General features: G+C 45.2%; 26 protein-coding genes and 2 riboswitches. Of the genes, 11 read left to right on the top strand and 15 right to left on the bottom strand.

The annotated features are described in order from the left end of the window. Positions 1–92 precede the first annotated feature (92 nt). Genes thiU through thiX form a run of 4 tightly spaced genes read left to right on the top strand, consistent with a single transcriptional unit; the run spans position 93 to position 3665 of the window. Positions 93–695 (top strand): HMP/thiamine ABC transporter substrate-binding protein ThiU, encoded by a 603-nt coding sequence (thiU, locus tag NSQ12_RS07465; RefSeq protein WP_021479434.1) that lies wholly within the window; start codon positions 93–95, stop codon positions 693–695. Position 696: 1 nt separating this feature from the next. After that, entirely contained in the window at positions 697–1296 is a 600-nt protein-coding gene (locus tag NSQ12_RS07460) for an ECF transporter S component (protein ID WP_003232554.1), read from the top strand. Beyond that, a complete protein-coding gene (locus NSQ12_RS07455; RefSeq protein ID WP_003232556.1) occupies positions 1283–2926 on the top strand; it encodes an ABC transporter ATP-binding protein in 1644 nt (547 codons plus the stop codon). The genes NSQ12_RS07460 and NSQ12_RS07455 overlap by 14 nt, the downstream gene beginning before the upstream one ends. Then, the gene (gene thiX, locus NSQ12_RS07450; RefSeq protein WP_019712472.1) at positions 2901–3665 is read left to right on the top strand and encodes an HMP/thiamine ABC transporter permease ThiX; all 765 of its coding nucleotides are present in this window, start codon (positions 2901–2903) and stop codon (positions 3663–3665) included. The genes NSQ12_RS07455 and thiX overlap by 26 nt, the downstream gene beginning before the upstream one ends. A gap of 30 nt (positions 3666–3695) precedes the next feature. On the opposite strand, the gene rsbRB is transcribed toward thiX, so the two are convergent. Next, a complete protein-coding gene (rsbRB, locus tag NSQ12_RS07445; RefSeq protein ID WP_069322541.1) occupies positions 3696–4529 on the bottom strand; it encodes an RsbT co-antagonist RsbRB in 834 nt (277 codons plus the stop codon). Between the two features lie 222 nt (positions 4530–4751). On the opposite strand from rsbRB, the gene isp reads away from it, so the two are divergent. The 3 genes from isp (at position 4752) to guaD (ending at position 9060) form a co-directional block, all read left to right on the top strand. After that, positions 4752–5711: a serine protease Isp gene (gene isp, locus NSQ12_RS07440; RefSeq protein ID WP_014479598.1), complete on the top strand. Its 960-nt coding sequence runs from the start codon at positions 4752–4754 to the stop codon at positions 5709–5711. 132 nt (positions 5712–5843) lie between these two features. Continuing rightward, positions 5844–5999: riboswitch (SAM riboswitch) on the top strand. Between the two features lie 127 nt (positions 6000–6126). Further along, positions 6127–8415: a 5-methyltetrahydropteroyltriglutamate--homocysteine S-methyltransferase gene (gene metE, locus NSQ12_RS07435; protein WP_046380967.1), complete on the top strand. Its 2289-nt coding sequence runs from the start codon at positions 6127–6129 to the stop codon at positions 8413–8415. 174 nt (positions 8416–8589) lie between these two features. Further along, the gene (guaD, locus tag NSQ12_RS07430) at positions 8590–9060 is read left to right on the top strand and encodes a guanine deaminase (protein ID WP_003245084.1); all 471 of its coding nucleotides are present in this window, start codon (positions 8590–8592) and stop codon (positions 9058–9060) included. A 49-nt stretch (positions 9061–9109) separates the two neighbouring features. Here the strand turns inward: guaD and NSQ12_RS07425 are convergent, their stop codons facing one another. Together NSQ12_RS07425 and NSQ12_RS07420 are read right to left on the bottom strand one after the other, a co-directional pair. Next, positions 9110–9280, bottom strand: a complete 171-nt coding sequence (locus NSQ12_RS07425; RefSeq protein WP_003232568.1) for a hypothetical protein — start codon at positions 9278–9280, stop codon at positions 9110–9112. A 26-nt stretch (positions 9281–9306) separates the two neighbouring features. Further along, a complete protein-coding gene (locus tag NSQ12_RS07420; protein ID WP_338382035.1) occupies positions 9307–9717 on the bottom strand; it encodes an organic hydroperoxide resistance protein in 411 nt (136 codons plus the stop codon). Between the two features lie 142 nt (positions 9718–9859). Between NSQ12_RS07420 and ohrR the strand changes: the two genes are divergently transcribed. Next, positions 9860–10303 carry an organic hydroperoxide resistance transcriptional regulator OhrR gene (gene ohrR / locus NSQ12_RS07415; protein ID WP_014476587.1) on the top strand — a complete coding sequence of 148 codons (444 nt, stop codon included), beginning with the start codon at positions 9860–9862 and terminating at the stop codon, positions 10301–10303. 30 nt (positions 10304–10333) lie between these two features. Here the strand turns inward: ohrR and NSQ12_RS07410 are convergent, their stop codons facing one another. The 9 genes from NSQ12_RS07410 to NSQ12_RS07370 form a co-directional block, all read right to left on the bottom strand. Further along, the gene (locus NSQ12_RS07410; RefSeq protein ID WP_003232574.1) at positions 10334–10759 is read right to left on the bottom strand and encodes an organic hydroperoxide resistance protein; all 426 of its coding nucleotides are present in this window, start codon (positions 10757–10759) and stop codon (positions 10334–10336) included. Positions 10760–10884: 125 nt separating this feature from the next. Then, positions 10885–12132: a glutamate-5-semialdehyde dehydrogenase gene (gene proA, locus NSQ12_RS07405; RefSeq protein ID WP_229762408.1), complete on the bottom strand. Its 1248-nt coding sequence runs from the start codon at positions 12130–12132 to the stop codon at positions 10885–10887. 11 nt (positions 12133–12143) lie between these two features. Beyond that, a complete protein-coding gene (gene proB / locus NSQ12_RS07400; RefSeq protein ID WP_014479591.1) occupies positions 12144–13241 on the bottom strand; it encodes a glutamate 5-kinase in 1098 nt (365 codons plus the stop codon). A gap of 350 nt (positions 13242–13591) precedes the next feature. Then, entirely contained in the window at positions 13592–14494 is a 903-nt protein-coding gene (gene purU / locus NSQ12_RS07395; protein ID WP_021479442.1) for a formyltetrahydrofolate deformylase, read from the bottom strand. Positions 14495–14564: 70 nt separating this feature from the next. Beyond that, positions 14565–14882, bottom strand: coding sequence for a multidrug efflux SMR transporter subunit YkkD (ykkD, locus tag NSQ12_RS07390; protein WP_015252242.1), 318 nt, complete (start codon positions 14880–14882; stop codon positions 14565–14567). After that, positions 14882–15220 carry a multidrug efflux SMR transporter subunit YkkC gene (gene ykkC / locus NSQ12_RS07385; RefSeq protein WP_003232583.1) on the bottom strand — a complete coding sequence of 113 codons (339 nt, stop codon included), beginning with the start codon at positions 15218–15220 and terminating at the stop codon, positions 14882–14884. The genes ykkD and ykkC overlap by 1 nt, the downstream gene beginning before the upstream one ends. A gap of 77 nt (positions 15221–15297) precedes the next feature. After that, positions 15298–15409, bottom strand: a riboswitch (guanidine-I (ykkC/yxkD leader). A gap of 32 nt (positions 15410–15441) precedes the next feature. Further along, on the bottom strand, positions 15442–15960 hold the full coding sequence (locus NSQ12_RS07380) for a GNAT family N-acetyltransferase (protein ID WP_003244793.1): 519 nt from the start codon (positions 15958–15960) through the stop codon (positions 15442–15444). Continuing rightward, positions 15950–16477: a DinB family protein gene (locus NSQ12_RS07375; RefSeq protein WP_038428844.1), complete on the bottom strand. Its 528-nt coding sequence runs from the start codon at positions 16475–16477 to the stop codon at positions 15950–15952. The genes NSQ12_RS07380 and NSQ12_RS07375 overlap by 11 nt, the downstream gene beginning before the upstream one ends. 92 nt (positions 16478–16569) lie before the next feature. Continuing rightward, positions 16570–17301 carry a DUF421 domain-containing protein gene (locus NSQ12_RS07370; RefSeq protein ID WP_033884976.1) on the bottom strand — a complete coding sequence of 244 codons (732 nt, stop codon included), beginning with the start codon at positions 17299–17301 and terminating at the stop codon, positions 16570–16572. A gap of 144 nt (positions 17302–17445) precedes the next feature. Here NSQ12_RS07370 and NSQ12_RS07365 point away from each other — a divergent pair, with 144 nt between their 5' ends. Next, on the top strand, positions 17446–17670 hold the full coding sequence (locus NSQ12_RS07365) for a hypothetical protein (RefSeq protein WP_230488557.1): 225 nt from the start codon (positions 17446–17448) through the stop codon (positions 17668–17670). A gap of 76 nt (positions 17671–17746) precedes the next feature. Here NSQ12_RS07365 and hmpA read toward each other — a convergent pair whose 3' ends face one another. After that, the gene (gene hmpA, locus NSQ12_RS07360; RefSeq protein ID WP_268992312.1) at positions 17747–19000 is read right to left on the bottom strand and encodes an NO-inducible flavohemoprotein; all 1254 of its coding nucleotides are present in this window, start codon (positions 18998–19000) and stop codon (positions 17747–17749) included. 184 nt (positions 19001–19184) lie between these two features. After that, on the bottom strand, positions 19185–19703 hold the full coding sequence (locus tag NSQ12_RS07355) for an acyl-CoA thioesterase (RefSeq protein WP_003232595.1): 519 nt from the start codon (positions 19701–19703) through the stop codon (positions 19185–19187). A gap of 159 nt (positions 19704–19862) precedes the next feature. Here NSQ12_RS07355 and NSQ12_RS07350 point away from each other — a divergent pair, with 159 nt between their 5' ends. Both NSQ12_RS07350 and pgl read left to right on the top strand, forming a co-directional pair. Then, positions 19863–20723: a dimethylarginine dimethylaminohydrolase family protein gene (locus NSQ12_RS07350; protein ID WP_038428842.1), complete on the top strand. Its 861-nt coding sequence runs from the start codon at positions 19863–19865 to the stop codon at positions 20721–20723. 89 nt (positions 20724–20812) lie between these two features. Continuing rightward, a complete protein-coding gene (gene pgl, locus NSQ12_RS07345; RefSeq protein WP_069703536.1) occupies positions 20813–21862 on the top strand; it encodes a 6-phosphogluconolactonase in 1050 nt (349 codons plus the stop codon). 43 nt (positions 21863–21905) lie between these two features. On the opposite strand, the gene NSQ12_RS07340 is transcribed toward pgl, so the two are convergent. Then, entirely contained in the window at positions 21906–22895 is a 990-nt protein-coding gene (locus NSQ12_RS07340) for an oligopeptide/dipeptide ABC transporter ATP-binding protein (RefSeq protein WP_033884972.1), read from the bottom strand. Positions 22896–22904: the final 9 nt, after the last annotated feature.

The following is a 22904-nucleotide window of genomic DNA, read 5'->3' as shown; positions in this document are numbered from 1 at the left end:
GTATTTTTTTGTGCGCTTAATCGATCTATGACTGCATATTCCCTTAGGATATGCAGTTTTTTATTTTACCAAAAAAACAGGAGGTCGGAGAAATGGAGCATATTTGCGGTACAAGCAAAATCGCCGGTTTTCGCTTCTCTTTATATCCGATGACGGATGATTTTATCAGTGTGATCAAGTCTGCGCTGAAAAAAACAGATACATCCAAGGTATGGACGAAAACCGACCATATCAGCACGGTGTTACGCGGATCGATTGATCATGTATTCGATGCTGCAAAAGCCATTTACCTTCATGCAGCAAACAGCGAACAACACATCGTCATGAACGGCACGTTTTCCATTGGATGCCCGGGTGACACACAGGGGGATACATATCTTTCCAAAGGTGATAAGCGTGTCAATGATGATGCTGTCCGAGGCTTGAAGGCGGAAGCGCCGTGCCAATTTGCCCTTTATCCAATGAACGAGCCGGATTATATGGGATTGATTATGAAGGCTGTCGACATTGCAAAAGCCCAAGGCACTTTCGTACAGGGTGTCCATTACGCGAGCGAGCTTGACGGGGATGCGCATGACGTATTCAGCACATTGGAAGCCGTTTTCCGCATGGCTGAGCAGCAAACAAACCACATCACCATGACTGTGAATCTTTCGGCTAACAGTCCATCAAGAAAAAACAGAAAGCAGGGATAAAATGAAAAGCTGGAAAGTAAAAGAAATTGTCATCATGTCTGTTATCAGTATCGTATTTGCCGTTGTTTATTTATTATTTACACATTTCGGAAACGTGCTTGCAGGTATGTTTGGGCCAATCGCCTATGAACCGATTTACGGCATTTGGTTTATCGTTTCTGTGATCGCCGCGTACATGATTCGAAAACCGGGTGCGGCGCTCGTTTCTGAAATCATTGCCGCTCTCGTTGAGTGCCTGCTGGGAAATCCGTCTGGCCCGATGGTCATCGTCATTGGCATTGTTCAAGGACTCGGGGCTGAGGCTGTGTTTCTTGCAACACGCTGGAAAGCATACTCTCTCCCTGTCCTTATGCTGGCCGGTATGGGGTCTTCAGTAGCCAGCTTTATCTATGATCTCTTTGTTTCTGGCTATGCAGCCTATTCACCAGGTTATCTGCTCATTATGCTTGTGATCCGCCTCATTTCCGGCGCGCTTTTGGCGGGGCTTCTCGGAAAAGCTGTCAGCGACTCTCTCGCTTATACAGGTGTGTTAAACGGAATGGCACTCGGAAAGGAACTGAAAAAGAAACGGAAGCGGGCGTCAGAACATGCAAGCCTTTGATGAGCTTCTGACGGTTGAGCAGCTCAGCTTCTCTTATGAAGAAGACGAGAAACCGGTTTTTCAAGACATTTCGTTTGAGCTTCAAAAAGGAGAATGTGTTTTATTATTAGGACCGAGCGGATGCGGCAAAAGCTCGCTCGCCCTTTGTTTAAACGGTCTATATCCGGAGGCTTGCGACGGCGTTCAGTCCGGACATGTCTTTCTATTTCAAAAGCCGGTCACAGATGCTGAAACCTCCGAAACGATTGCTCAGCATGCCGGGGTCGTTTTTCAGGATCCTGATCAGCAGTTCTGCATGCTGACGGTGGAGGACGAAATAGCGTTCGGGCTGGAAAATCTGCAAATTCCAAAAGAAGAAATGACAGAGAAAATCAACGCCGTATTAGAAAAATTACGCATTACCCATTTAAAAGAAAAAATGATCTCAACCCTTTCAGGAGGACAAAAGCAGAAAGTGGCTCTCGCCTGTATTTTGGCGATGGAGCCTGAGCTTATTATTTTAGATGAGCCGACCTCTCTTTTAGACCCTTTCTCAGCACGGGAGTTCGTTCATCTGATGAAGGATCTTCAGCGGGAAAAAGGTTTCAGCCTCCTCGTCATTGAGCACCAGCTTGATGAATGGGCGCCTTGGATTGAGAGAACGATCGTACTCGACAAATCAGGCAAAAAGGCGCTGGATGGCCTGACGAAAAATCTATTTCAGCATGAAGCGGAGACACTAAAGAAATTGGGCATCGCCATTCCAAAGGTCTGTCATCTGCAGGAAAAGCTGAGTATGCCGTTTACTTTATCAAAAGAGATGCTGTTCAAAGAACCTATTCCTGCCGGGCGTGTCAAAAAGAAGAAAGCCCCTCCTGGGGAGAGTGTGCTTGAAGTCAGCAGCCTTTCGTTCGCGAGAGGACAGCAGGCGATTTTCAAAGACATCAGCTTTTCGTTGCGCGAAGGCTCTTTAACGGCGCTTGTCGGTCCGAACGGAACTGGAAAATCGACGCTCCTATCAGTTCTGGCCCGTCTCATGAAACCGCAAAGCGGCAAAATCCTTCTCTATGATCAGCCGCTGCAGAAATATAAAGAAAAAGAATTGCGTAAACGGATGGGATTTGTTTTTCAAAACCCTGAGCATCAATTCGTCACCGATACGGTATATGACGAGCTTCTGTTCGGCCAGAAAGCAAATGCTGAAACTGAGAAAAAAGCGCAACACCTGCTGCAGCGTTTTGGTCTTGCGCATTTGGCTGATCATCATCCGTTTGCGATCAGCCAAGGGCAAAAACGGCGACTGAGCGTTGCTACTATGCTCATGCATGACGTAAAGGTTTTATTATTAGACGAACCAACCTTTGGCCAGGATGCCCGCACGGCGGCTGAATGCATGGAAATGATTCAGCGTATCAAGGCAGAGGGAACCGCTGTCCTTATGATTACACACGATATGGAGCTAGTCTCTTCGTATGCTGACAGCGTGCTTGTGCTTCACGATACAGGCCTGGCCTTTGACGGATCTCCAGCGCAGTTGTTTTCTCAAGAAACAGGGCTTGTTCAAAAAGCAAAGCTCACCCTTCCCCTTCTATATGAATGGATGGCATTTCAAGAGGAGGTGCGTGATGAAGCAGCCGTTACATCTCATTAATCCGACTGTGAAAGCGGCGGCGGTTTTTTGTTGTGTCGTCATGCTGTCGTTTATTTACAACCCATACACTCCGGCATGTTTTTATATCATCATCGTTGCGGGCGTTCTACTGGCGGCCGGAATCCCATTGAAAAAATGGTTGTTGTTTACGATTCCGTTTTTGATTTTAGCATTCGGATGCGTGTGGACAGCCGCAGTTTTTGGAAAAGTGCCGACAACACCGGATAATTTTTTGTTTCAAGCAGGCCCTATCTCAATTAACAGCGATAATGTGTCTGTCGGCATCTCTCTCGGGTTTCGTATTTTATGCTTTTCCGCCTTATCGATGATGTTTGTTTTTACAACCGATCCGATTTTATTTATGCTGAGCCTTGTCCAGCAGTGCAGGCTCTCACCAAAGCTCGCGTACGGTGTCATTGCAGGCTTTCGCTTTCTTCCGCTGTTAAAGGATGAGGTCCAGCTGATTCAGCAGGCTCATAAAATCAGAGGAGGAGCGGCGGAGAGCGGCATCATGAATAAAATCAGTGCGTTAAAACGATATACCATACCGCTATTGGCAAGCGCCATCAGAAAAGCGGAACGGACAGCGCTTGCGATGGAATCGAAAGGATTTACAGGAAGCAGAAACCGGACATACTACAGGACATTGAGCGTGAACCGGCGCGACTGGGTGTTCTTTTGCCTCGTCCTCATATTATTCGCGGGATCCTTTCTCGTATCTTTATGTTTCGCATCATAAAAAATCCGCTATCACAGATAGCGGATTTTTTTATTGATGATAGTTTAATGCTTGGGCAAGGTTGGTTTTAATGGTAATATTCGAAAAGTCAATCCCCAGCTGTACAGCAGTTTGCGCAATTTCAGGCCTGATTCCTGACAAGGTTGACCGGACACCGATCAGATTTAGCGCCTCAATCAATTTAAAGATCTGGTGCGCCACCATCGTATCCACCACAACAACACCTGACAGATCGATTAATAGATGCTCCACACGTCTTTTCGCACAAGCTTGAAGCGTGTTTTCCAGAATAAACTTCGCCCGTTCGGTATCAATGTCACCGACAAGCGGCAGCAGAGCTGTTGATTTGCTCAGGGTAATGACAGGTGAGCTTAATTCCAATATCATTTCTCTTTGGGCGTTTAATTGCTGCTTGGCATTCATTTCAGCGTGATCAACGAATGTATAAATGGTGAAATCAAATACTTTCACAATCAAATCAGCCCATTTTTGCTTCTCTCCCGGCTCAAACGCTGACCCATTTTCTTCTGCGAACTTCTCAAAATACTTCGTATATAATCTCCTGTTTCTCATAAATTCCCGAATGACATACTGAACCGGTGTGTCGAGATGTTTTTGATCGTTGGTCAGCTCAATGACCCACTCTTGAAACTCTTCGAGAAATTGTTTTTCCGGTAAAACATACATGTAATTCAGATGCCGGTAAAATTCTCTGTCCTGCTCTTTCAATTCTTCCGTTACTGTTGCATTATGTAGGGCGTAAAGCGAATTCGGATCACTTTCCTCCATCGTTTCAATCCATTCCTCGGCCATTTGTTCCACATGCTCTGAAAAAAATGCATATAATTTTTCATTCAGTTTCATGACACTGCTCCTTTCCCCAACACTATTATAACTTGACTTACAGTTGAATCCCAGTCATACACGCCGAAGCCATCCAATATTTTGAAAATTACTAATTCTTTGGTGTGTATCCTATTTTTTCAAAATGCTTCAAATGGCTCTGTCCGAGCGCTTGTTTTTTTCATATAATATGAGGCAACACCCTTGAATCCACTTGAAAGCATAAAAAAGGAGGGCTTTTTTATGAATGGTGAAATCCGCTTGATCCCGTATGTGACGAATGAGCAGATCATGGATGTAAACGAGCTTCCTGAGGGCATTAAAGTGATTAAGGCGCCAGAAATGTGGGCAAAAGGGGTAAAAGGCAAAAATATTAAAGTTGCTGTATTAGACACGGGCTGCGACACAAGCCACCCTGATTTAAAAAATCAAATCATCGGCGGAAAGAACTTCACGGATGACGACGGCGGCAAGGAAGATGCGATTTCCGACTACAACGGACACGGCACACACGTCGCCGGAACGATTGCAGCTAATGATTCAAACGGAGGCATTGCCGGAGTCGCGCCTGAGGCAAGCCTATTGATTGTGAAGGTTCTTGGCGGCGAGAACGGCAGCGGACAATACGAATGGATAATCAACGGCATCAACTACGCGGTGGAACAGAAAGTCGACATCATCTCAATGTCCCTTGGAGGGCCAAGCGATGTGCCAGAGCTGGAAGAAGCAGTGAAAAACGCAGTCAAAAACGGAGTGCTTGTCGTTTGTGCAGCGGGAAATGAAGGTGACGGCGACGAACGCACAGAAGAGCTTTCCTACCCCGCAGCTTATAATGAAGTGATTGCAGTTGGATCTGTTTCTGTAGCGCGAGAATTATCAGAATTTTCTAACGCGAATAAAGAGATTGACCTTGTGGCACCAGGAGAAAACATCTTATCCACCCTTCCCAACAAGAAGTACGGTAAGCTGACCGGCACTTCAATGGCTGCCCCTCATGTCAGCGGTGCGCTTGCTTTAATCAAAAGCTATGAAGAAGAATCATTTCAAAGAAAGCTTTCTGAATCTGAGGTTTTCGCACAGCTAATCCGCAGGACACTTCCTCTTGATATTGCAAAAACGCTGGCAGGCAATGGATTCCTGTATTTAACAGCTCCTGATGAGCTCGCAGAAAAAGCAGAGCAATCACATTTGTTGACCCTATAAGATTATTTTTCTTATATAATATACACCACATCATGTAAATAAAAATTTCAAATTCTATGTTGACAATGAATTTGAATTACTGTTAAGATTACCAACAAATGATTCAACTTTTCAAAAAATTAATAACATTTTCTCTTATCGAGAGTTGGGCGAGGGATTGGCCTTTTGACCCCAACAGCAACCGACCGTAATACCATTGTGAAATGGGGCGCACTGCTTTTCGCGCCGAGACTGATGTCTCATAAGGCACGGTGCTAATTCCATCAGATTGTGTCTGAGAGATGAGAGAGGCAGTGTTTTACGCAGAAAAGCCTCTTTCTCTCATGGGAAAGAGGCTTTTTGTTGTGAGAAAACCTCTTAGCAGCCTGTATCCGCGGGTTAAAGAGAGTGTTTTACATATAAAGGAGGAGAAACAATGACAACCATCAAAACATCGAATTTAGGATTTCCGAGAATCGGACTGAACCGGGAATGGAAAAAAGCACTTGAAGCGTATTGGAAAGGCAGTACTGATAAAGATACGTTTTTGAAGCAAATCGACGAACTATTTTTATCCGCAGTAAAAACACAAATTGACCAGCAGATTGATGTTGTGCCTGTTTCTGATTTCACACAGTATGACCATGTACTCGACACAGCAGTCAGCTTCAACTGGATCCCGAAACGTTTCAGACATTTGACTGACGCTACCGATACATACTTCGCTATCGCCCGCGGAATCAAAGACGCCGTATCTAGTGAAATGACAAAATGGTTTAATACAAATTACCATTACATCGTTCCGGAATATGACGAGAGCATTGAGTTCCGTCTGACAAGAAACAAACAACTCGAAGATTATCGCCGGATCAAACAGGAATACGGTGTGGAAACAAAGCCTGTGATTGTCGGCCCTTATACGTTCGTTACGCTTGCTAAAGGCTATGAACCATCTGAAGCAAAAGCGATCCAAAAACGCCTTGTGCCATTATATGTACAGCTTTTGAAAGAGCTTGAAGAAGAAGGCGTAAAATGGGTTCAAATCGATGAGCCGGCGCTCGTTACCGCCTCTAGTGAAGATGTCCGCGGCGCAAAAGAATTATTTGAAAGCATTACAAGTGAGCTTTCATCCTTGAATGTGCTTTTGCAGACGTATTTTGATTCTGTTGATGCTTATGAAGAGCTGATCTCTTACCCGGTTCAGGGAATTGGCCTTGATTTCGTTCACGACAAAGGCAGAAACCTAGAACAGCTTAAAACACATGGCTTTCCGACAGACAAAGTGCTGGCAGCCGGCGTTATCGACGGACGCAACATTTGGAAAGCGGACCTTGAAGAGCGTCTCGATGCCGTTCTTGATATTCTCAGCATTGCAAAAGTTGATGAACTGTGGATTCAGCCTTCCAGCAGCCTGTTGCATGTTCCGGTAGCGAAACACCCTGATGAGCATTTGGAAAAAGACCTATTGAACGGATTATCCTACGCAAAAGAGAAGCTGGCCGAGCTGACAGCTTTGAAAGAAGGTTTAGTATCAGGAAAAGCGGCGATCAGCGAAGAGATTCAGCAGGCTAAGGCTGATATCCAGGCGCTTAAACAGTTTGCAACAGGCGCCAATTCTGAACAAAAGAAAGAGCTTGAGCAATTAACTGATAAAGACTTCAAGCGTCCGATTCCGTTTGAAGAACGTTTAGCCCTGCAAAATGAATCTCTCGGCCTTCCGCTTTTGCCGACGACAACGATCGGCAGCTTCCCGCAGTCTGCTGAAGTGCGGAGCGCACGCCAAAAATGGCGGAAAGCTGAGTGGTCCGATGAACAGTATCAAAACTTTATCAATGCGGAAACAAAAAGATGGATTGATATTCAAGAAGAATTGGAGCTTGATGTCCTTGTTCACGGCGAATTTGAACGGACAGACATGGTCGAATACTTCGGTGAAAAGCTGGCTGGTTTCGCCTTCACTAAATATGCCTGGGTTCAATCATACGGCTCACGCTGTGTCCGCCCGCCAGTCATTTACGGAGATGTTGAATTTATTGAACCGATGACAGTGAAAGACACAGTCTACGCACAGTCATTGACTTCCAAGCATGTGAAAGGAATGCTGACGGGCCCGGTTACAATCTTAAACTGGTCTTTCCCTCGAAACGACATCTCGAGGAAAGAAATCGCCTTCCAAATCGGGCTTGCCCTTCGCAAAGAAGTTAAAGCGCTTGAAGACGCAGGCATTCAAATCATTCAAGTTGATGAACCAGCGCTGCGCGAAGGCCTTCCATTGAAAACACGCGATTGGGATGAGTATTTGACTTGGGCGGCAGAAGCATTCAGATTAACCACTTCTTCCGTGAAAAACGAAACACAAATTCATACACATATGTGCTACAGCAACTTCGAAGATATCGTTGATACAATCAATGATCTTGATGCCGATGTGATTACAATTGAACATAGCAGAAGCCACGGAGGATTTTTAGATTACTTAAAAAACCACCCGTATTTGAAAGGGCTTGGCCTTGGTGTATATGACATTCACAGCCCTCGTGTGCCGTCAACTGAAGAAATGTACAATATTATCGTTGATGCGCTTGCCGTCTGTCCAACTGACCGCTTCTGGGTAAATCCGGACTGCGGATTGAAAACAAGACAGCAGGAAGAAACGGTTGCAGCATTGAAAAACATGGTTGAAGCCGCAAAACAGGCAAGAGCAAAGCAGACACAGCTAGTATAATTTTTAAAAAACCATCTGCATTTGGCAGATGGTTTTTTTCTATAATACAGCCACAATCAGTTTCTTATTTTAGCAAATCCCCCAATTACTTTGTTTATTTTGCACTTTTTTAAGAATGTTCTTTGCATTCTTTTCGGCTATACTAATAACACTCTATTGACAGGAGGGATTGGGATGAATCATGAAACGTTCTTAAAACGGGCTGTCACTCTCGCATGTGAAGGAGTGAATGCAGGAATCGGCGGGCCTTTTGGAGCCGTTATCGTGAAAGACGGAGCCATTATTGCAGAGGGACAGAACAACGTCACAACAAGCAATGATCCGACTGCCCACGCGGAAGTCACAGCTATTCGGAAAGCCTGTAAGGTGCTAGGAGCATACCAGCTTGATGACTGCATTTTGTATACGAGCTGTGAACCATGCCCAATGTGCTTGGGCGCCATCTACTGGGCCCGGCCTAAAGCCGTTTTCTATGCAGCTGAGCACACAGACGCTGCCGAAGCCGGGTTTGATGATTCATTCATTTATAAAGAAATTGATAAACCTGCTGAAGAAAGAACGATCCCCTTTTATCAAGTGACACTAACAGAGCATTTATCCCCGTTTCAAGCATGGCGGAACTTCGCCAATAAGAAAGAATATTAAAAGGATCAGGCATGCGCGGCCTGGTCCTTGTTATTTCTCCAAGTAGCCGCTATGCCCTGTGCAAATACAAAACAGCATATACGCGCAATTCAGCACGGCAGACACCGTGCCAGCCACCCGCTTCATCTGTAACTTTTGGTTTAAAGGCATGCTTCAAACGCTTCTCTGAAGTTTTATCATAAATCTGTGCCCGCCCCGCATGTCCGACACCAAAAAACATCCTGAGAATCCTCAGGATGCCGGTCATTATTTTAATTCTAGTTTTACATCAACATTTCCTCTGGTTGCCTTTGAGTAAGGACAGAATTCATGAGCGGCGTTGACAAGCTCTTGTGCCTTTTCCCGATCTAAATCTTTCGTCTTCACAACAAGTGTGACACCGATTTTAAACCCGCCGTCGCTCTCATCCTTCATGAGGCTGACCTGCCCTTCAATCTCCGAATCAATTTCGATATTCTGCTCTTTGGCTACGTGTTCGAGCGCGCCGCCGAAGCATGCAGCATACCCTGCCGCAAAGAGCTGTTCCGGATTTGTGCCGGTTTGTCCTTCTTTTTTGGCATTTGGCATGACAATATCAAAATCAAGAACACCGTCATCTGATGTAATATGTCCTGCTCGTCCGCCTCGCGCGGTTACTTTTGCTGTAAATAGTGCCATATTTCCCAACCTCCTTATTTGTATCTAGTTGTTATATTTCCCTTTCTAATCTTTTTAAACATGCTATGTTTGCCGAGAATAGGAAAAGTGAGGTTTTTCAGATACAATAGAATCGAATGACAAAAAAGAGTTGGTGAACAAAATGGAAAATAAATTTGATCATATGAAATTGGAGAATCAGCTATGTTTTTTGCTATATGCAAGTTCGCGGGAAATGACAAAGCAATACAAGCCGCTGCTTGATAAGCTGAATATAACATACCCTCAATATTTGGCTTTGCTTTTGTTATGGGAACATGAAACGCTTACTGTCAAAAAAATGGGCGAACAGCTGTATTTAGATTCAGGGACGCTCACTCCGATGCTTAAACGAATGGAACAACAGGGTTTGATTACGAGAAAAAGATCTGAAGAGGATGAGCGGTCCGTGTTGATCAGCCTGACAGAGGACGGAGCGTTATTAAAAGAAAAAGCGGTTGACATTCCAGAGACAATTCTGGGGCTCTCAAAGCAGTCTGGGGAGGATCTCAAACAGTTAAAATCCGCTCTATATACATTGCTGGAAACACTTCATCAAAAAAATTGAGGATGCCTTGTACAGGCATCCTCTTTTTATTTATTCAGCAACTTCAAGTGTCACATCAATATTTCCGGAGGTTGCTTTTGAGTACGGGCAGACGCCGTGCGCTTTTTTCACAAGCGCCTCCAATTCTGATGCACTGACTCCTTCTCCTTTTACTTGCAGCGTCACACCCAGCTTATAGCCCTGGTCCGCTTCATCCTTTAACAGGCTAACATTCGCTGTAACCTCTGTCTCTACTTTTACCCGTTCTGTTCTTGCGACAAGCTGCAGGGCGCTGTCAAAGCAAGCTGCATAACCTGCTGCAAACAGTTGCTCTGGATTTGTCGCTTTTTCTAATTTCTTGGCTCTCGGTGTCCCCGGCATTGCGACATCAAGCTCAAGAACGCGGTCTGATGAAATGACCTTTCCTTCTCTTCCTCCTACCGCTGAAACAGTTGCTGTAAATAATGGCTGACTCATTTTTCATTCCCCCAATATATTTTATACAATTAAATTGTACAAAATTAAATTCGAAATGTCAATTTTTCTCGTATAAAAAAGCTTATCTCGTAATGAGATAAGCTTTTTCATTGAACATTGCCCTGCTATTCACGGATTTGCCCAGTTCCTTTAATGATGTATTTTGTAGAAGTCAGTGCAGGAAGCCCCATCGGTCCTCTTGCATGAAGCTTTTGCGTGCTGATGCCGATTTCGGCTCCGTAGCCGAATTCAAAGCCGTCGGTAAAGCGGGTTGACGCGTTATGATAGACAGCGGCAGCATCGACAGCCGTTTGAAAATATGCCGCGTTTTTGTCATTTTCAGTTAAAATCGCTTCCGAATGATTGGTGCCGTATTGTTGGATATGCTTCACAGCTTCTTGGACGTTTTCAACCGTCTTTACGCTGAGGACAGGCGCTAAAAATTCGGTTTCCCAATCTTCTTTTGATGCTTGTTTGCTTGAAGGATGAAGTTCACATACCAATTCATCACCCCGAATTTCAACTCCCACGTTTTCCAGCTGGTCCAGCAATTCTCTCCCGTGCTGTCTTGCCCAAGCCTTGTGAATCAGCAATGATTCAATCGCGTTGCATACGGAAGGGCGTTGCGTTTTGGCATTTACGACAACCTTTTCTGCCATTTGCGGTTTGGCTGTTTCGTCAATGAATATGTGGCAGTTTCCTGCTCCCGTTTCTAATACAGGAACTGTTGATTCTCTCACAACGAGATCAATCAGTTTCTTGCCTCCGCGCGGAATCAATACGTCTAAGCCATCATTTAACGTAAAGAGCTCTTTTGCTGTCTCTCTGCTCGTATCCTCAATCAGCTGCACAGCGTGAATCGGAAGCGCTGATTGCTCAAGTGCTCTGTGAATGACACTGACGAGCGCTTTGTTGCTGTGGATGGCTGAGGAGCTTCCCCGCAGCACAACCGCGTTCCCTGTCTTCAGGCAAAGGGTAGCCGCATCAACTGTGACGTTTGGCCTCGCCTCATAAATCATTCCTACGACACCGAGCGGCACACGGATTTTTTCAATAAACAGGCCGTTTTCTTTTTCAATCGTTTCAAGAGAGTCGCCGATTGGGTCCGCTAAGTCGATTAAGAGCTCCACCGCGTCCGCGATATCGCGTATACGTTTCTCATCCAATGTGAGACGGTCAATGATGTCCGGTGTTAAACCATTCTCTTTTCCGTTCACAATGTCTTTTGCATTCTCCGCCAAGAGAAAATCCAGTTCTTTGCGGAGTCCGTTTGCAATGAGGCTGAGCGCCTCATCCTTCTCGGCTGTTGTTTTCATGATCATTTCGGCTGCTGCTTCTTTCGCAAGCTTCGCTTTTACAGAAACTTCACTCATTTTTCCGCCTCCTAGTCTTTTACATTGACCCAGTCATTCCTATGAATAACCTCAAACGTTTTCTCAAAATCAAGTTCGTCACTGCGTTTGCCCTTGGCCTCCATAATCTCCTCAGAGGAGTAATGGGTTTGGCCTTTGCCGATCACGCCGCCCGGTCCCCTGACTTCCACAACCGCCCCTTTCGGAAAGCTTCCGTTCACACCCACAACGCCAGCGGGCAAAAGGCTGCTTCCATTATGGATCATCGCCTCTTCGGCACCCGCATCAATGATAATTTCTCCCGATATCGGCGAGTGGAACTGAATCCACTGCCTCGTGTTGTTAACCGAAGATAGTTCTTTGTCTCCGATATAAGTGCCGTCTCCCCTGCCGTCCAAAATGTCCGCGAGTTTTTGCTCTCCGCTGCCTGTTCCAATGAATACTTTCACTCCCAGAGACAGCGCGGTTTGTGCGGCTAACAGCTTTGATTTCATTCCGCCGGTGCCGACCTTTGATCCAGCTGAACCTGCATATCCAAGCAATTCAGGCGTGATCTCCGGCAAATAATCAAATCGTTTCGCCTCAGGATTTTCATTTGGATTGGCATCATACAGTCCGTTAATGTCGGTGAGAATCATGAGCTGGTCCGCGTGAATCAATCCGCTGACTAACGCAGAAAGCATATCATTATCTCCGAATGTCAATTCTTCAACAGACGTAGAATCGTTCTCGTTGATAATCGGGATGACGCCGCGTTCCAATAATTCCATTATCGTAGCATACGCGTTTCGATACCGTTCTCTTTTCGAAAAATCATTTCTCGTTAAAAGGATTTGTCCCGGAGTTAATGAGTATTGTTTAAATTGATTCATATATTGCTGCATTAACAGTGTTTGTCCGACCGCGGCCGCCGCCTGTTTTCCTTTGATGGTAACGGGACGGGATGGATAACCGAGGCTGGAAAACCCCGCCGCTACGGCACCCGAGGTAATCAGAATCATTTCATGCCCCGCTTTTTTTAACACGGAAATCGCCTGAACATGCTCTCTGATTTTTGCCTCATCAATGCTTCCTTTGCTATTCGTGAGCGAACTGCTTCCTATTTTCACTACTATTCTTTGTTTTTTCATTTATTCTCCTCCGCGGCTCTTCTACAATAAAAAAACCCATTTCATCCTGATTCATAAGGACGAAATGGGTTTCCGTGGTACCACCTTGATTGAACGCGCTTGTGCACGCTCCGCTCTCCTGTAACGCCAGGTTATGCGCCTAGGTTTTCCCCCTAGGACTCCAAGGCAGGTTCGGCAGGTTTCATGCGGCAAAATGTTTCAGCGATTCATTTTGCTCTCTGTCACAGAAAGGTCTGCTTACTAATCCTCTTCAACGCTCAATGATTTTTTTATATTATGCAAAGAAAAAAGACACTTGTCAAGGTTTTTTGTCATCAAAAATAGCCCGCATTGCGCGGGCCTCTTGCAGTCTAGTTAAAGACGATTGTTTTATTTTCATGAACGATGACACGGTCTTCCAAATGCCATTTCACAGCACGGGCAAGCACGCTGCGCTCAATTGTTCTTCCGATGTTTTTCAGCGCTTCCGCATTATCGCGGTGGTCCACACGCTCAATATCCTGTTCAATGATCGGCCCTTCATCAAGATCGTTTGTCACATAATGAGATGTCGCACCGATCAGTTTCACGCCGCGCTCGTAGGCCCGTTTGTACGGATTCGCACCGATAAAAGCTGGCAGGAATGAATGGTGGATATTGATGATGCGATTCGGATGAGCCGAAACAAAATCAGGAGTTAGAATCTGCATATAGCGTGCGAGAACGATGACATCAACATCGTACTGCTCCAGCAGTTCAAGCTGCTTCTTTTCGACTTCCGCTCTGATGTCTTTGTTCGCTTTCATATAGTGGAATGGAATGTTCAGGCGCTCAACCAGCTCTCTCGCTTCCTCATGGTTACTGATGACAACAGCGATCTCCGCCATCAGGTTGCCGGTTTGCCATTCCCAAATCAGCTCATGCAGGCAATGAAGCTCCTTTGAAACAAAAATGGCGACACGCTTCAATTCACTTGCCAAAGTTAAGCTCCATGTCATGTCGAATTTTTCCGCTACAGAGGCAAACGCCGCCTGAAGAGATGTTTTTTTCTCACGAATGCCTGCGCAGTCGAATTCGATTCTCAGGAAGAACCGGCCGCCTTCAGGGTCTGTCGTATATTGATTTGATTCTATAATATTGGCACCGTGTTCAAATAAAAACGCGGAAACTGCAGAGACGATACCCGGCTGATCGGGGCAGCTGACCAAGAGCCGCCCTTTATCCTCATTTCCGTCACGGTATTCGTCCAACCGCTGAGTCATATATGATTTCATGAATAATCCCTCTTATCTTTGTAAGTCTAAACTATTTATCCATTATACTGAAGATTTGATAAAAATCAATTTATGACAGAATTTTTAAACCAACTGCTGAGCATAAAATCAACGCGATAAAGAAGATCCGTTTGGCGTCTTTCTGCTCCTTGTAAAAGAGGATGCCGATAAGCGCCCCGCCGGCGGTGCCAATTCCTGTCCAGACCGCGTAAGCCGTTCCCATCGGAATGGTTTCCATTGCGTACGACAGCAAGGAAAATGAAGCGGCAAAACCAACAATGATCAACAGCACCCATTTCACGCTTTTTTCTTTCGCATATTGATTCATAAGGGCCACACCGGCCATTTCTAAACAGCCCGCGCACAATAAACTGATCCAGTGCAGCATTATGCCTCGCCTCCTTTTTCCTCTGTCTCATCCTGTGTCACAAGCTTCAACCCGATTACACCGATTAAGAGCACGCCAATTAACAATAGCTTCGGCCATCCAACCGGTTCATGAAAAAGAACGATTTCACTAAGTACTGTTCCCGCTGTGCCGAGCCCGGTAAAGACGGCATACACGGTACCAACAGGCAGACTGTGAGTCGCCTTCATTAGAAGGTAAAAGCTAAATATGATGCCGATGGCAGTGCCGCTCCATGTTAAGGCTGAGTCAGCGTGCTTTAAGCCTATCACCCAAACAACCTCGAAAACAGCGGCAAGCACGACCAATCCCCATTTCATTTTGAGTCATTCCTTTCTATCTATTAAGATTCTCCGAAAACAAAAAAACCCCGGACAGTCGTCTCACATGAGATTGACTCTCCCGGGCTTTTTTCCCTCCGTGTGCATACGCGCTTCTATTTACGCGTATGTGTTTTCTCTCGGACCAGTCCATGTCAATTGACATGCGGAACCCTAGAAAACTTTACATGATATCATGATACTAAACTGAGCTCTATCTTTCAATTGTAAGATTTTCTTTCATATACCGCGATCGGTTTATTCCATTTTCTGATCGTTTTGCTGTAATGCATGCCGATTTTCTCCGCTACCCGTATGGATGCTTTGTTACCCGGATCAATCAAAGCCGCCATTTTGCCGAACTGCCGCTCGTTAAAGCCATAGTCCAGACAGGCCCGAGCCGCTTCTTGCGCATAGCCGTTCCCCCAGTGGCGGCGGGCAAACATATAGCCAATTTCCATTACGGTTTGATTTTCGATCTGCTGGGGAACGATGCCGCATTGCCCCAAAAACTCCCCTGTCCGCTTATCTTCGGCGATCCACAGACTAACGCCGTACCCTTTTTCATTTCGTTGGTTCCAATTGACCCACTCGCGGGTTTGCCTCTTATCTTTTAAACCGGAATAATATGTCATGACGTCAGGATCATTAAAAAGCAGCCCAAACAAAGTGGCTTGATCCCGATCTTCCATACAGCGCAAACGAATTCGATCAGTCACAAGCTTCGTTTTAGCGTTCATACTTCGCCACATCCTGCTTCCATTCTTTTTTGAGAGCTTCAATATGTGCCTGATGATAGCGGTTATGATCTGCCATATGCCAAATTCCCCATCGTATCGTCGCGGTGTCACCTTCGAAGGAAAGCGGCTGGTTCAAAGCATTTTCAGTTAAAGTGAAGCATACCGATTTCAGCTCGTCTACTACATGCTGATGTCTTTTCAGGAGTTCATCTAAGTCTGGCTGATTCACCGGTTCAGGCAGCCGTCCGCTTTCATCTGTCATCGGGCCGTATGCCTGTTCAATATGGTCCGGTATCCGATTTTCCTTGATACGCCAGACCCATCTGATATCAACATTTGTGATATGGTGCAAAAGCTGAGCCGTGCTGTTTTTTGTTTGGCAGCGCCCCTTATAGTAAAGTTCACTGTGTGTCATATGGCTTACGATGGAAGCCAGACGGAGACTGTTTTCTTCCACTGCGGAATACAGCAAACTGACCGTTGGCGCCATGTCGTTTCTTATGGATAAGTCCTTCATGTTCAGTTCCCCTCCTAACTAGGTACATTTGACACCAAACAAAAATTCCCTTTAAAAAAGAAAAAAAGCTCTCATTACAAGAGAGAGCCATCTTAATTGTTATTTCCCGGTTTATATAAGTAAGGATCATGCTGCGGTTCATTAGCGGTATTTAAATCAAGGGATATATCACCGCGTGCATTCATCGTGCCAAGGGTAATCGAAGACAGCAGTTTGGGGCTGTACCCTTTTTCCTCAAGCTTCTCAAACAGCCAGGATCGGTTTTTTTGGAGATATTTCAAATTATGATCAAGGATTTCGCCATCCAGTATGAGCGGAATCGGGATAAAATTCCGTTCAGCTTCCATATTCAAATCCCGCACCTGCACCGCTCTCGCTTCCTCTTTCGGGATGACGCTTACTTCTCCCGTTTCTTCAATGATAGCAAGATCAATGTCAGCCGGGTCGGCATAGCCCTTTTCCCTCAGCTTTCCAAGCAGCTCATTAACAGTCAGCCTTTCTTTACGAAGGCCGCGTTCATCAATATCCCCGTTTCGGATTAGGACAGTCGGGCTCACGACTAGGAGCCATCGCCATTTATTAGATAAAGAGAGCTTGCTCATGATAAGATAAAGCACCAAAAAAGCACCCGCATAATAAATTGACATCGGCAGCTTGGATGTAAGGATCGGCTCACTGATAATGGTTCCGATTGCGAAGGTCAAAAGCAGATCAAAATTGTTCATTTGTGACACAGCTTTTTTACCGGCAAGCCGAAATAAAATATATGCAATCGAAAATACGATAACTGGCTTCAGTAAAAATACCCATATCATCCATAACACCGATCTATACCTCCATCCGCTGGTCATATTGAGCCTATTGTGCCCAGTGGCAGGCCCTCTATGCATCAGTGTCTAGGCGAACGTGCACATCGACTGAACATAACACAATAGAAAGTGACACCGATTGGAGGCGCAATACGCAATATGAAAAATCAGAAGTCGAATGCCCTTTGGCCCTTTGATCTGCCTTTGGCTCCCCAACCTGAGAGCTACCAGCAGCAAACAATCGACAGGCTGGACGGTTTGGAGCTAAGGATGGAGCAACTAATTAGAGCGATTGAGGTAAACAATGAATTGCTGAGAACAATGCAAGAACAGCAAAACCGTGTATGCACAAATGGCGGCGGGTCTGTGATTGTCCGGATGTAGAAACCGGCGCTTGTCTGCCTTCTTATATCTCAATAAAAAACTCTTCTCTGAAAGGAGAAGAGTTTCATGTATGTGTTCAAACGGACTGCGCCAAACTTAATTGCGGGCCGAATAGCTCGTAATGGATAGACTCCGGCGCTGATCCGAGCTCTGATACCAGCTTATGCATTGCCGTAATAAACGACGGTGAACCGCAAATATAGTAATCCGCATCTGCGTTGGCAATCAGTTCTTTGAGGAATTGCTGATCAATCTGTCCTTCATGAAAATGCAGATCACCTGCACGGTCTTCCTCTGTCGGCTCGCGATACACAAATGCTGTTTTAACAGCAGAATGTTTTGCTGCTTCTTCTACTTCATGGCGCAATGCATGATATTCACTGTTTTTCGCCGCATGAATGAACAGAATTTGCCGTTCAGGCTGTTTGGAAACAGATGTTTTCAGCATGCTGATCATTGGTGTAATGCCAACTCCGGCACTGATCAAAACGAGATCTTTTTGTGATGCATGATCTAAAACAAAGTCCCCTGCCGGTGCGCTGATCTCTATTGAATCTCCCTCCTGCAGCCCATCGTGTAAGTAGGAAGACACGACACCATCTTTCTTCACTGAAATTCGATAATAGTCTTTTCCCGGCATATCAGACAGGCTGTACTGACGGATATGCGTATATTCAGAATCAGGAATCCGCACTTTGATGCTGATATATTGCCCTGCTTGGAATTCAGGTAACGGCTTGCCGTCTTCCGTTTTCAAATAGAAGGATGTAATTTCTTTGCTTTCCCGCTCTTTTTTTGCGATAACGAATGGCTTATACTCCTTCCAGCCGCCGGCTTGCTCTTCAGCCTGTTCATACATGTCTTTTTCAATTCCGATGAACGCGTCAGCAATGACTCCGTACGCTTTTTCCCATGCCTGCATAATATCAGGAGTTGCAGCGTCTCCCAATACATCTTTAATCGCAATCAGCAAATATTTACCGACGATTGGGTAGTGCTCAGGCTTAATTCCGATACTGCGGTGCTTGTGGCCGATTTGTTTGACAACCGGAATAATGTTTCCTAATTGGTCAATGTTTGCCGCAGCTGCAATAACGGCATTTGCCAGTGCAGTTCGCTGTGTTTTTTTCTTTTGGTTTGTTTGATTAAAAATGTTCAAAAGCTCTGGATGGTCTTGAAACATCCGATCGTAAAAACGGCCAGTGATTGTTTCTCCATGCTGTTGCAATACGGGTACAGTGCTTTTAATAATGTCGATTGTTTTGTTATCTAACATTGTATAAACAATCCTTTCGAAAAGATGTATTAAAAATATATCTTTAAAATACATGATCTTACGGATAAAAGATATATCTAAAATGAATCTTTAATAAAGTTGTCACAAAATTATCAATTTAACATGACATTTGTTGCTTTTTTATAGAATCCCCTAGCAAAAACGGACTAACCATTGTAATAATCACCATTGAAAAGTACAAAAAAACCCAAAACAACTTATGTTTTGGGTTTAACGTTCACCAAGGCTTATCAGTTCCGAGCGCATTTGCAAGCGCCTGGCTGTGTTTCTTGCGGTTCTTACGTTCATTAGCGCGCTGTACAGCTGTATTATGCAGCATGATTTCTTCTTCTGTTTCCGGTACAACCCTCGGTACAGGCACCGGCTTGCCATTTGAATCTAATGCGACAAATGTCAAAAAGGATGTGGCAGCGAGTTCCCGTTCGCCAGTCATCAAATGCTCCTTAATAACTTTCACAAATACTTCCATGGAAGATGTGCCGACCCATGTCACATAGGACTCTAGGCAGACAGAATCCTTTTGCCCGATCGGCTTTAAAAAATCTACAGAATCCATTGAAGCTGTTACCGTTTCACGTCTGCAATGGCGTGCCGCTGAAATAGAGGCAATGTCGTCTATGTAGCTCATTAATTTTCCGCCAAACAGCGTATTATGGTTGTTCGTGTCAAGTGGGAACACCCTGCTGGTTTTCACAACCTTTGACTCTTTACAAAATCTTGTTTCCGGTGTTTCCATACCTTTCTCCCCTTTGATGTCTGATCTTTTAGCTAAATGCACTTATATTCTCCTATTAAACAATATTCTCTTCCATTTGTCTAAAATTTAAAATGGTTTAATGATTTTCATGATGAGGGAATAATAAATATATTCTTCACACTTTAGGAGGAAAAACAAATGGACGTATCCATCCCGAAATCTCAGCACAAAACGGTATGCCGAACGGAATACGGCACACTTCAAAAAGTGATCTTATGCAAACCTGAGCACATGACCATAAAAGATGTTATAAACGAAACACAAAAACATTTTGAAGATGACAATATTCATGTAAAAACCGCTAACGACCAGCACAGCCGCTTAGTGGAGGCACTTAGGTCACACAACGTTGAGGTCGTCCTTTTGCCCGTTCGCGACGGACTACCAGAGCAGGTTTTTACTAGGGACATAGGATTTGTCATCGGAGAAAAAGCCTTTCTGTCAAGCATGACTGAACCGATTCGCCAAGGAGAAGAAGCCGTTATAAAAGATTTTTTTCACAGCCAAGGTATCTCTTACACCCGCATGCTTGATACGAGTATTGAAGGCGGAGACGTCATTATCGATGATGACATTGTCTATGTCGGAATCAGCCAGCGCACCGACATTTCAGCTATCGGCCAGCTGGAAGAGGCACTTCCTGAATATACGATCGTTCCAGTGAAGCTTCATGAAAAATTTTTGCATTTGGACTGCGTATTTAACATTATATCTGAAAGCGAAGCGTTAATTTATCCACAGGCCATTGAGCCAGATGCAGCCGATATGCTGGCAAAACGTTATGATCTTATTGAGGTGCCCGAGGACGAACAATTTACGCTTGGCACCAACGTCCTTTCAATCGGAAAAAAAACGATCATCAGTCTCCCTGGCAACCGCCATGTCAATCAACAGCTATCGAAAAGAGGCTATCACATTATCGAAATTGACCTGTCAGAAATTATTAAATCAGGCGGCTCCTTCAGGTGCTGCACAATGCCGCTGATTCGAGGCGAATGAAGAATCTTCCCCTTTTTCATGTTTTGAACAGCTTATTTTATCAAGATACGTTAATATAGAGGTGACATCATTTTTAAGGGGGAAATCGCATGACAAAATACATAGGATATGTGGGAACATATACAAAAGGCGGAAGCGAAGGAATTTATTCATTTGAGCTTGATACTGAGAAAAAAGCACTCAGCGAGCCAAAGCTGGCCGCTAAGCTGGGCAACCCGACATATGTGGCGCCGAATAAAAACAACACCATCCTTTATTCCATCGAAAAAGCAGACGGCCAAGGCGGAGTTGCTGCCTATCAAATCGATAAAAACAGCGGCGAATTGACATTTCTGAATCATCAGTTAATTGATGGCCCTTCGCCATGCCACGTAAGCGTTGATGATCAAAATCAATTCGTACTGACTGCCAATTATCACAGCGGGAAGGTACACGTTTTTCCGGTTCAGGAAGACGGCAGCTTGCAATCACCTGTTTCAGAGGCCGCTCACACAGGAAAAGGGCCGCACGAAAGACAAGAAAAACCGCATACACACTACGCGGGGTTCACACCTGAACACAATTATGTGGTAGCGGTTGATTTAGGTATAGATAAGCTGTACACCTATAAGCTGAAAGACGGCGTATTGACTGAATCCGGAAGCCATTCCTTCGCTCCCGGTGCAGGACCTCGCCATATCGCTTTTCATCCGAAAGAAAAATACGCTTATGTCATGACAGAATTAAGCAATGAAGTGATTGCGCTTGAATACAACCCGACAGCCGGCGAATTTAGAGAAATCCAAGTCGTTTCTGCCATCCCTGATGATTTTACAGATAACAGCCAGGGAAGCGCAATTCATGTCACGCAGGACGGACGTTTTGTTTATGTCGCAAACCGCGGCCATGACAGTATCGCCGTATTTGAAGTGAATCAATATTCAGGAGAGCTGGCTTTCGTAGAAAGAGTGTCGACAGAAGGAAACTGGCCTCGTGACTTTGTACTTGACCCAACGGAAGGGTTCCTCGTTGCTTCAAATGAAGAAACAGGCAACCTTGTCTTGTTTGAAAGAGACAAAGAAACCGGCCGATTGACACTCCTCCCATCAACGGTTTCTGTCCCTTACCCGGTTTGTGTAAAGTTTTTACATCAAGTATAAAACAAATGGAGTGGCTCTAGTAAAAAGGAGCCACTCTTTTTATTTATCTCACTTTTTCCTTCGTTTCAGCATTTCGATACAAATGGCAAGCGACAAAACGGCCGGGTTCGATTTCTTGAAGCTGGGGACGAGATTCTCCACATTCAGGCATCGCCTCAGGACAGCGGGTACGAAACACGCAGCCGCTTGGCGGATTGACCGGGCTCGGCAGCTCTCCTTTTAAGAGAATACGCTCACGCTTGTCCTCCAATTCAGGATCTGGAATCGGAATCGAGGACAAAAGCGCCTTTGTATAGGGATGGAGCGGTTCACGATACAAGGTGCCGCTCTCTGTAATTTCCATCATGTGCCCTAAGTACATAACACCGATCCTGTCACTGATATGCTTCACCATCGAAAGATCATGGGCAATGAATAAAAACGTAAGCCCTTTCTCTTTTTGAAGCCGCTTCAGCAGGTTGACCACCTGCGCTTGAACAGAGACATCAAGTGCAGAAATCGGTTCGTCCGCCACGATAAATTCAGGATTCAGCGACAGTGCTCTCGCAATCCCGATTCTTTGCCTTTGCCCGCCGCTGAATTCATGCGGATAACGGCTGCCAAAATCGGGATGAAGCCCAACTGCCTCAAGCAGCTCGTCCACGACGAGAAGCCGCGCTTTATGAGTATTGTAGAGATTGTGAATCTCCATCGGCTCCAAAATAATTTCTCGAACGGTCATGCGCGGATTAAGTGAAGCATAGGGGTCCTGAAAAATCATCTGCAGTTTGCGGTTGAAGGCAAACTGCTCTTTTTCACTCAGCGCATGAAGATTTGTGCCTCTGTATATCACACTTCCTTCTGTTGGCTGATAGAGGCGCATCAGCACTCTCCCCAAGGTTGATTTCCCGCACCCTGATTCCCCGACTAGCCCGAACGTTTCTCCTTCACGAATCTGAAAGGTGACCCCGTCGACGGCTTTGACTGTCCGCTTTTTCCCTGCGTCAAAATGCATTTTTAGCTGGCTGACCTCTAACAAAGGCAGTGGCGTCATTTGTCTCCC

This window comes from Bacillus sp. PS95, assembly GCF_037963565.1.
In the GTDB taxonomy this organism is placed as follows: Bacteria; Bacillota; Bacilli; order Bacillales; family Bacillaceae; genus Bacillus; species Bacillus subtilis.
The sequence above is the reverse complement of the archived record's forward strand: the minus strand, read 5'-3'. Positions and strand labels throughout refer to the sequence as shown.

Bases quoted from the DNA above. Each gene is read 5' to 3' on its own strand.
- thiU (WP_021479434.1), top strand. From the start codon at position 93: ATGGAGCATATTTGCGGTACAAGCAAAATCGCCGGTTTTCGCTTCTCT.
- NSQ12_RS07460 (WP_003232554.1), top strand. From the start codon at position 697: ATGAAAAGCTGGAAAGTAAAAGAAATTGTCATCATGTCTGTTATCAGT.
- NSQ12_RS07455 (WP_003232556.1), top strand. From the start codon at position 1,283: ATGCAAGCCTTTGATGAGCTTCTGACGGTTGAGCAGCTCAGCTTCTCT.
- thiX (WP_019712472.1), top strand. From the start codon at position 2,901: ATGAAGCAGCCGTTACATCTCATTAATCCGACTGTGAAAGCGGCGGCG.
- rsbRB (WP_069322541.1), bottom strand. From the start codon at position 4,529: ATGAAACTGAATGAAAAATTATATGCATTTTTTTCAGAGCATGTGGAA.
- isp (WP_014479598.1), top strand. From the start codon at position 4,752: ATGAATGGTGAAATCCGCTTGATCCCGTATGTGACGAATGAGCAGATC.
- metE (WP_046380967.1), top strand. From the start codon at position 6,127: ATGACAACCATCAAAACATCGAATTTAGGATTTCCGAGAATCGGACTG.
- guaD (WP_003245084.1), top strand. From the start codon at position 8,590: ATGAATCATGAAACGTTCTTAAAACGGGCTGTCACTCTCGCATGTGAA.
- NSQ12_RS07425 (WP_003232568.1), bottom strand. From the start codon at position 9,280: ATGTTTTTTGGTGTCGGACATGCGGGGCGGGCACAGATTTATGATAAA.
- NSQ12_RS07420 (WP_338382035.1), bottom strand. From the start codon at position 9,717: ATGGCACTATTTACAGCAAAAGTAACCGCGCGAGGCGGACGAGCAGGA.
- ohrR (WP_014476587.1), top strand. From the start codon at position 9,860: ATGGAAAATAAATTTGATCATATGAAATTGGAGAATCAGCTATGTTTT.
- NSQ12_RS07410 (WP_003232574.1), bottom strand. From the start codon at position 10,759: ATGAGTCAGCCATTATTTACAGCAACTGTTTCAGCGGTAGGAGGAAGA.
- proA (WP_229762408.1), bottom strand. From the start codon at position 12,132: ATGAGTGAAGTTTCTGTAAAAGCGAAGCTTGCGAAAGAAGCAGCAGCC.
- proB (WP_014479591.1), bottom strand. From the start codon at position 13,241: ATGAAAAAACAAAGAATAGTAGTGAAAATAGGAAGCAGTTCGCTCACG.
- purU (WP_021479442.1), bottom strand. From the start codon at position 14,494: ATGAAATCATATATGACTCAGCGGTTGGACGAATACCGTGACGGAAAT.
- ykkD (WP_015252242.1), bottom strand. From the start codon at position 14,882: ATGCTGCACTGGATCAGTTTATTGTGCGCGGGCTGTTTAGAAATGGCC.
- ykkC (WP_003232583.1), bottom strand. From the start codon at position 15,220: ATGAAATGGGGATTGGTCGTGCTTGCCGCTGTTTTCGAGGTTGTTTGG.
- NSQ12_RS07380 (WP_003244793.1), bottom strand. From the start codon at position 15,960: ATGAACGCTAAAACGAAGCTTGTGACTGATCGAATTCGTTTGCGCTGT.
- NSQ12_RS07375 (WP_038428844.1), bottom strand. From the start codon at position 16,477: ATGAAGGACTTATCCATAAGAAACGACATGGCGCCAACGGTCAGTTTG.
- NSQ12_RS07365 (WP_230488557.1), top strand. From the start codon at position 17,446: ATGAAAAATCAGAAGTCGAATGCCCTTTGGCCCTTTGATCTGCCTTTG.
- hmpA (WP_268992312.1), bottom strand. From the start codon at position 19,000: ATGTATTTTAAAGATATATTTTTAATACATCTTTTCGAAAGGATTGTT.
- NSQ12_RS07355 (WP_003232595.1), bottom strand. From the start codon at position 19,703: ATGGAAACACCGGAAACAAGATTTTGTAAAGAGTCAAAGGTTGTGAAA.
- NSQ12_RS07350 (WP_038428842.1), top strand. From the start codon at position 19,863: ATGGACGTATCCATCCCGAAATCTCAGCACAAAACGGTATGCCGAACG.
- pgl (WP_069703536.1), top strand. From the start codon at position 20,813: ATGACAAAATACATAGGATATGTGGGAACATATACAAAAGGCGGAAGC.
- NSQ12_RS07340 (WP_033884972.1), bottom strand. From the start codon at position 22,895: ATGACGCCACTGCCTTTGTTAGAGGTCAGCCAGCTAAAAATGCATTTT.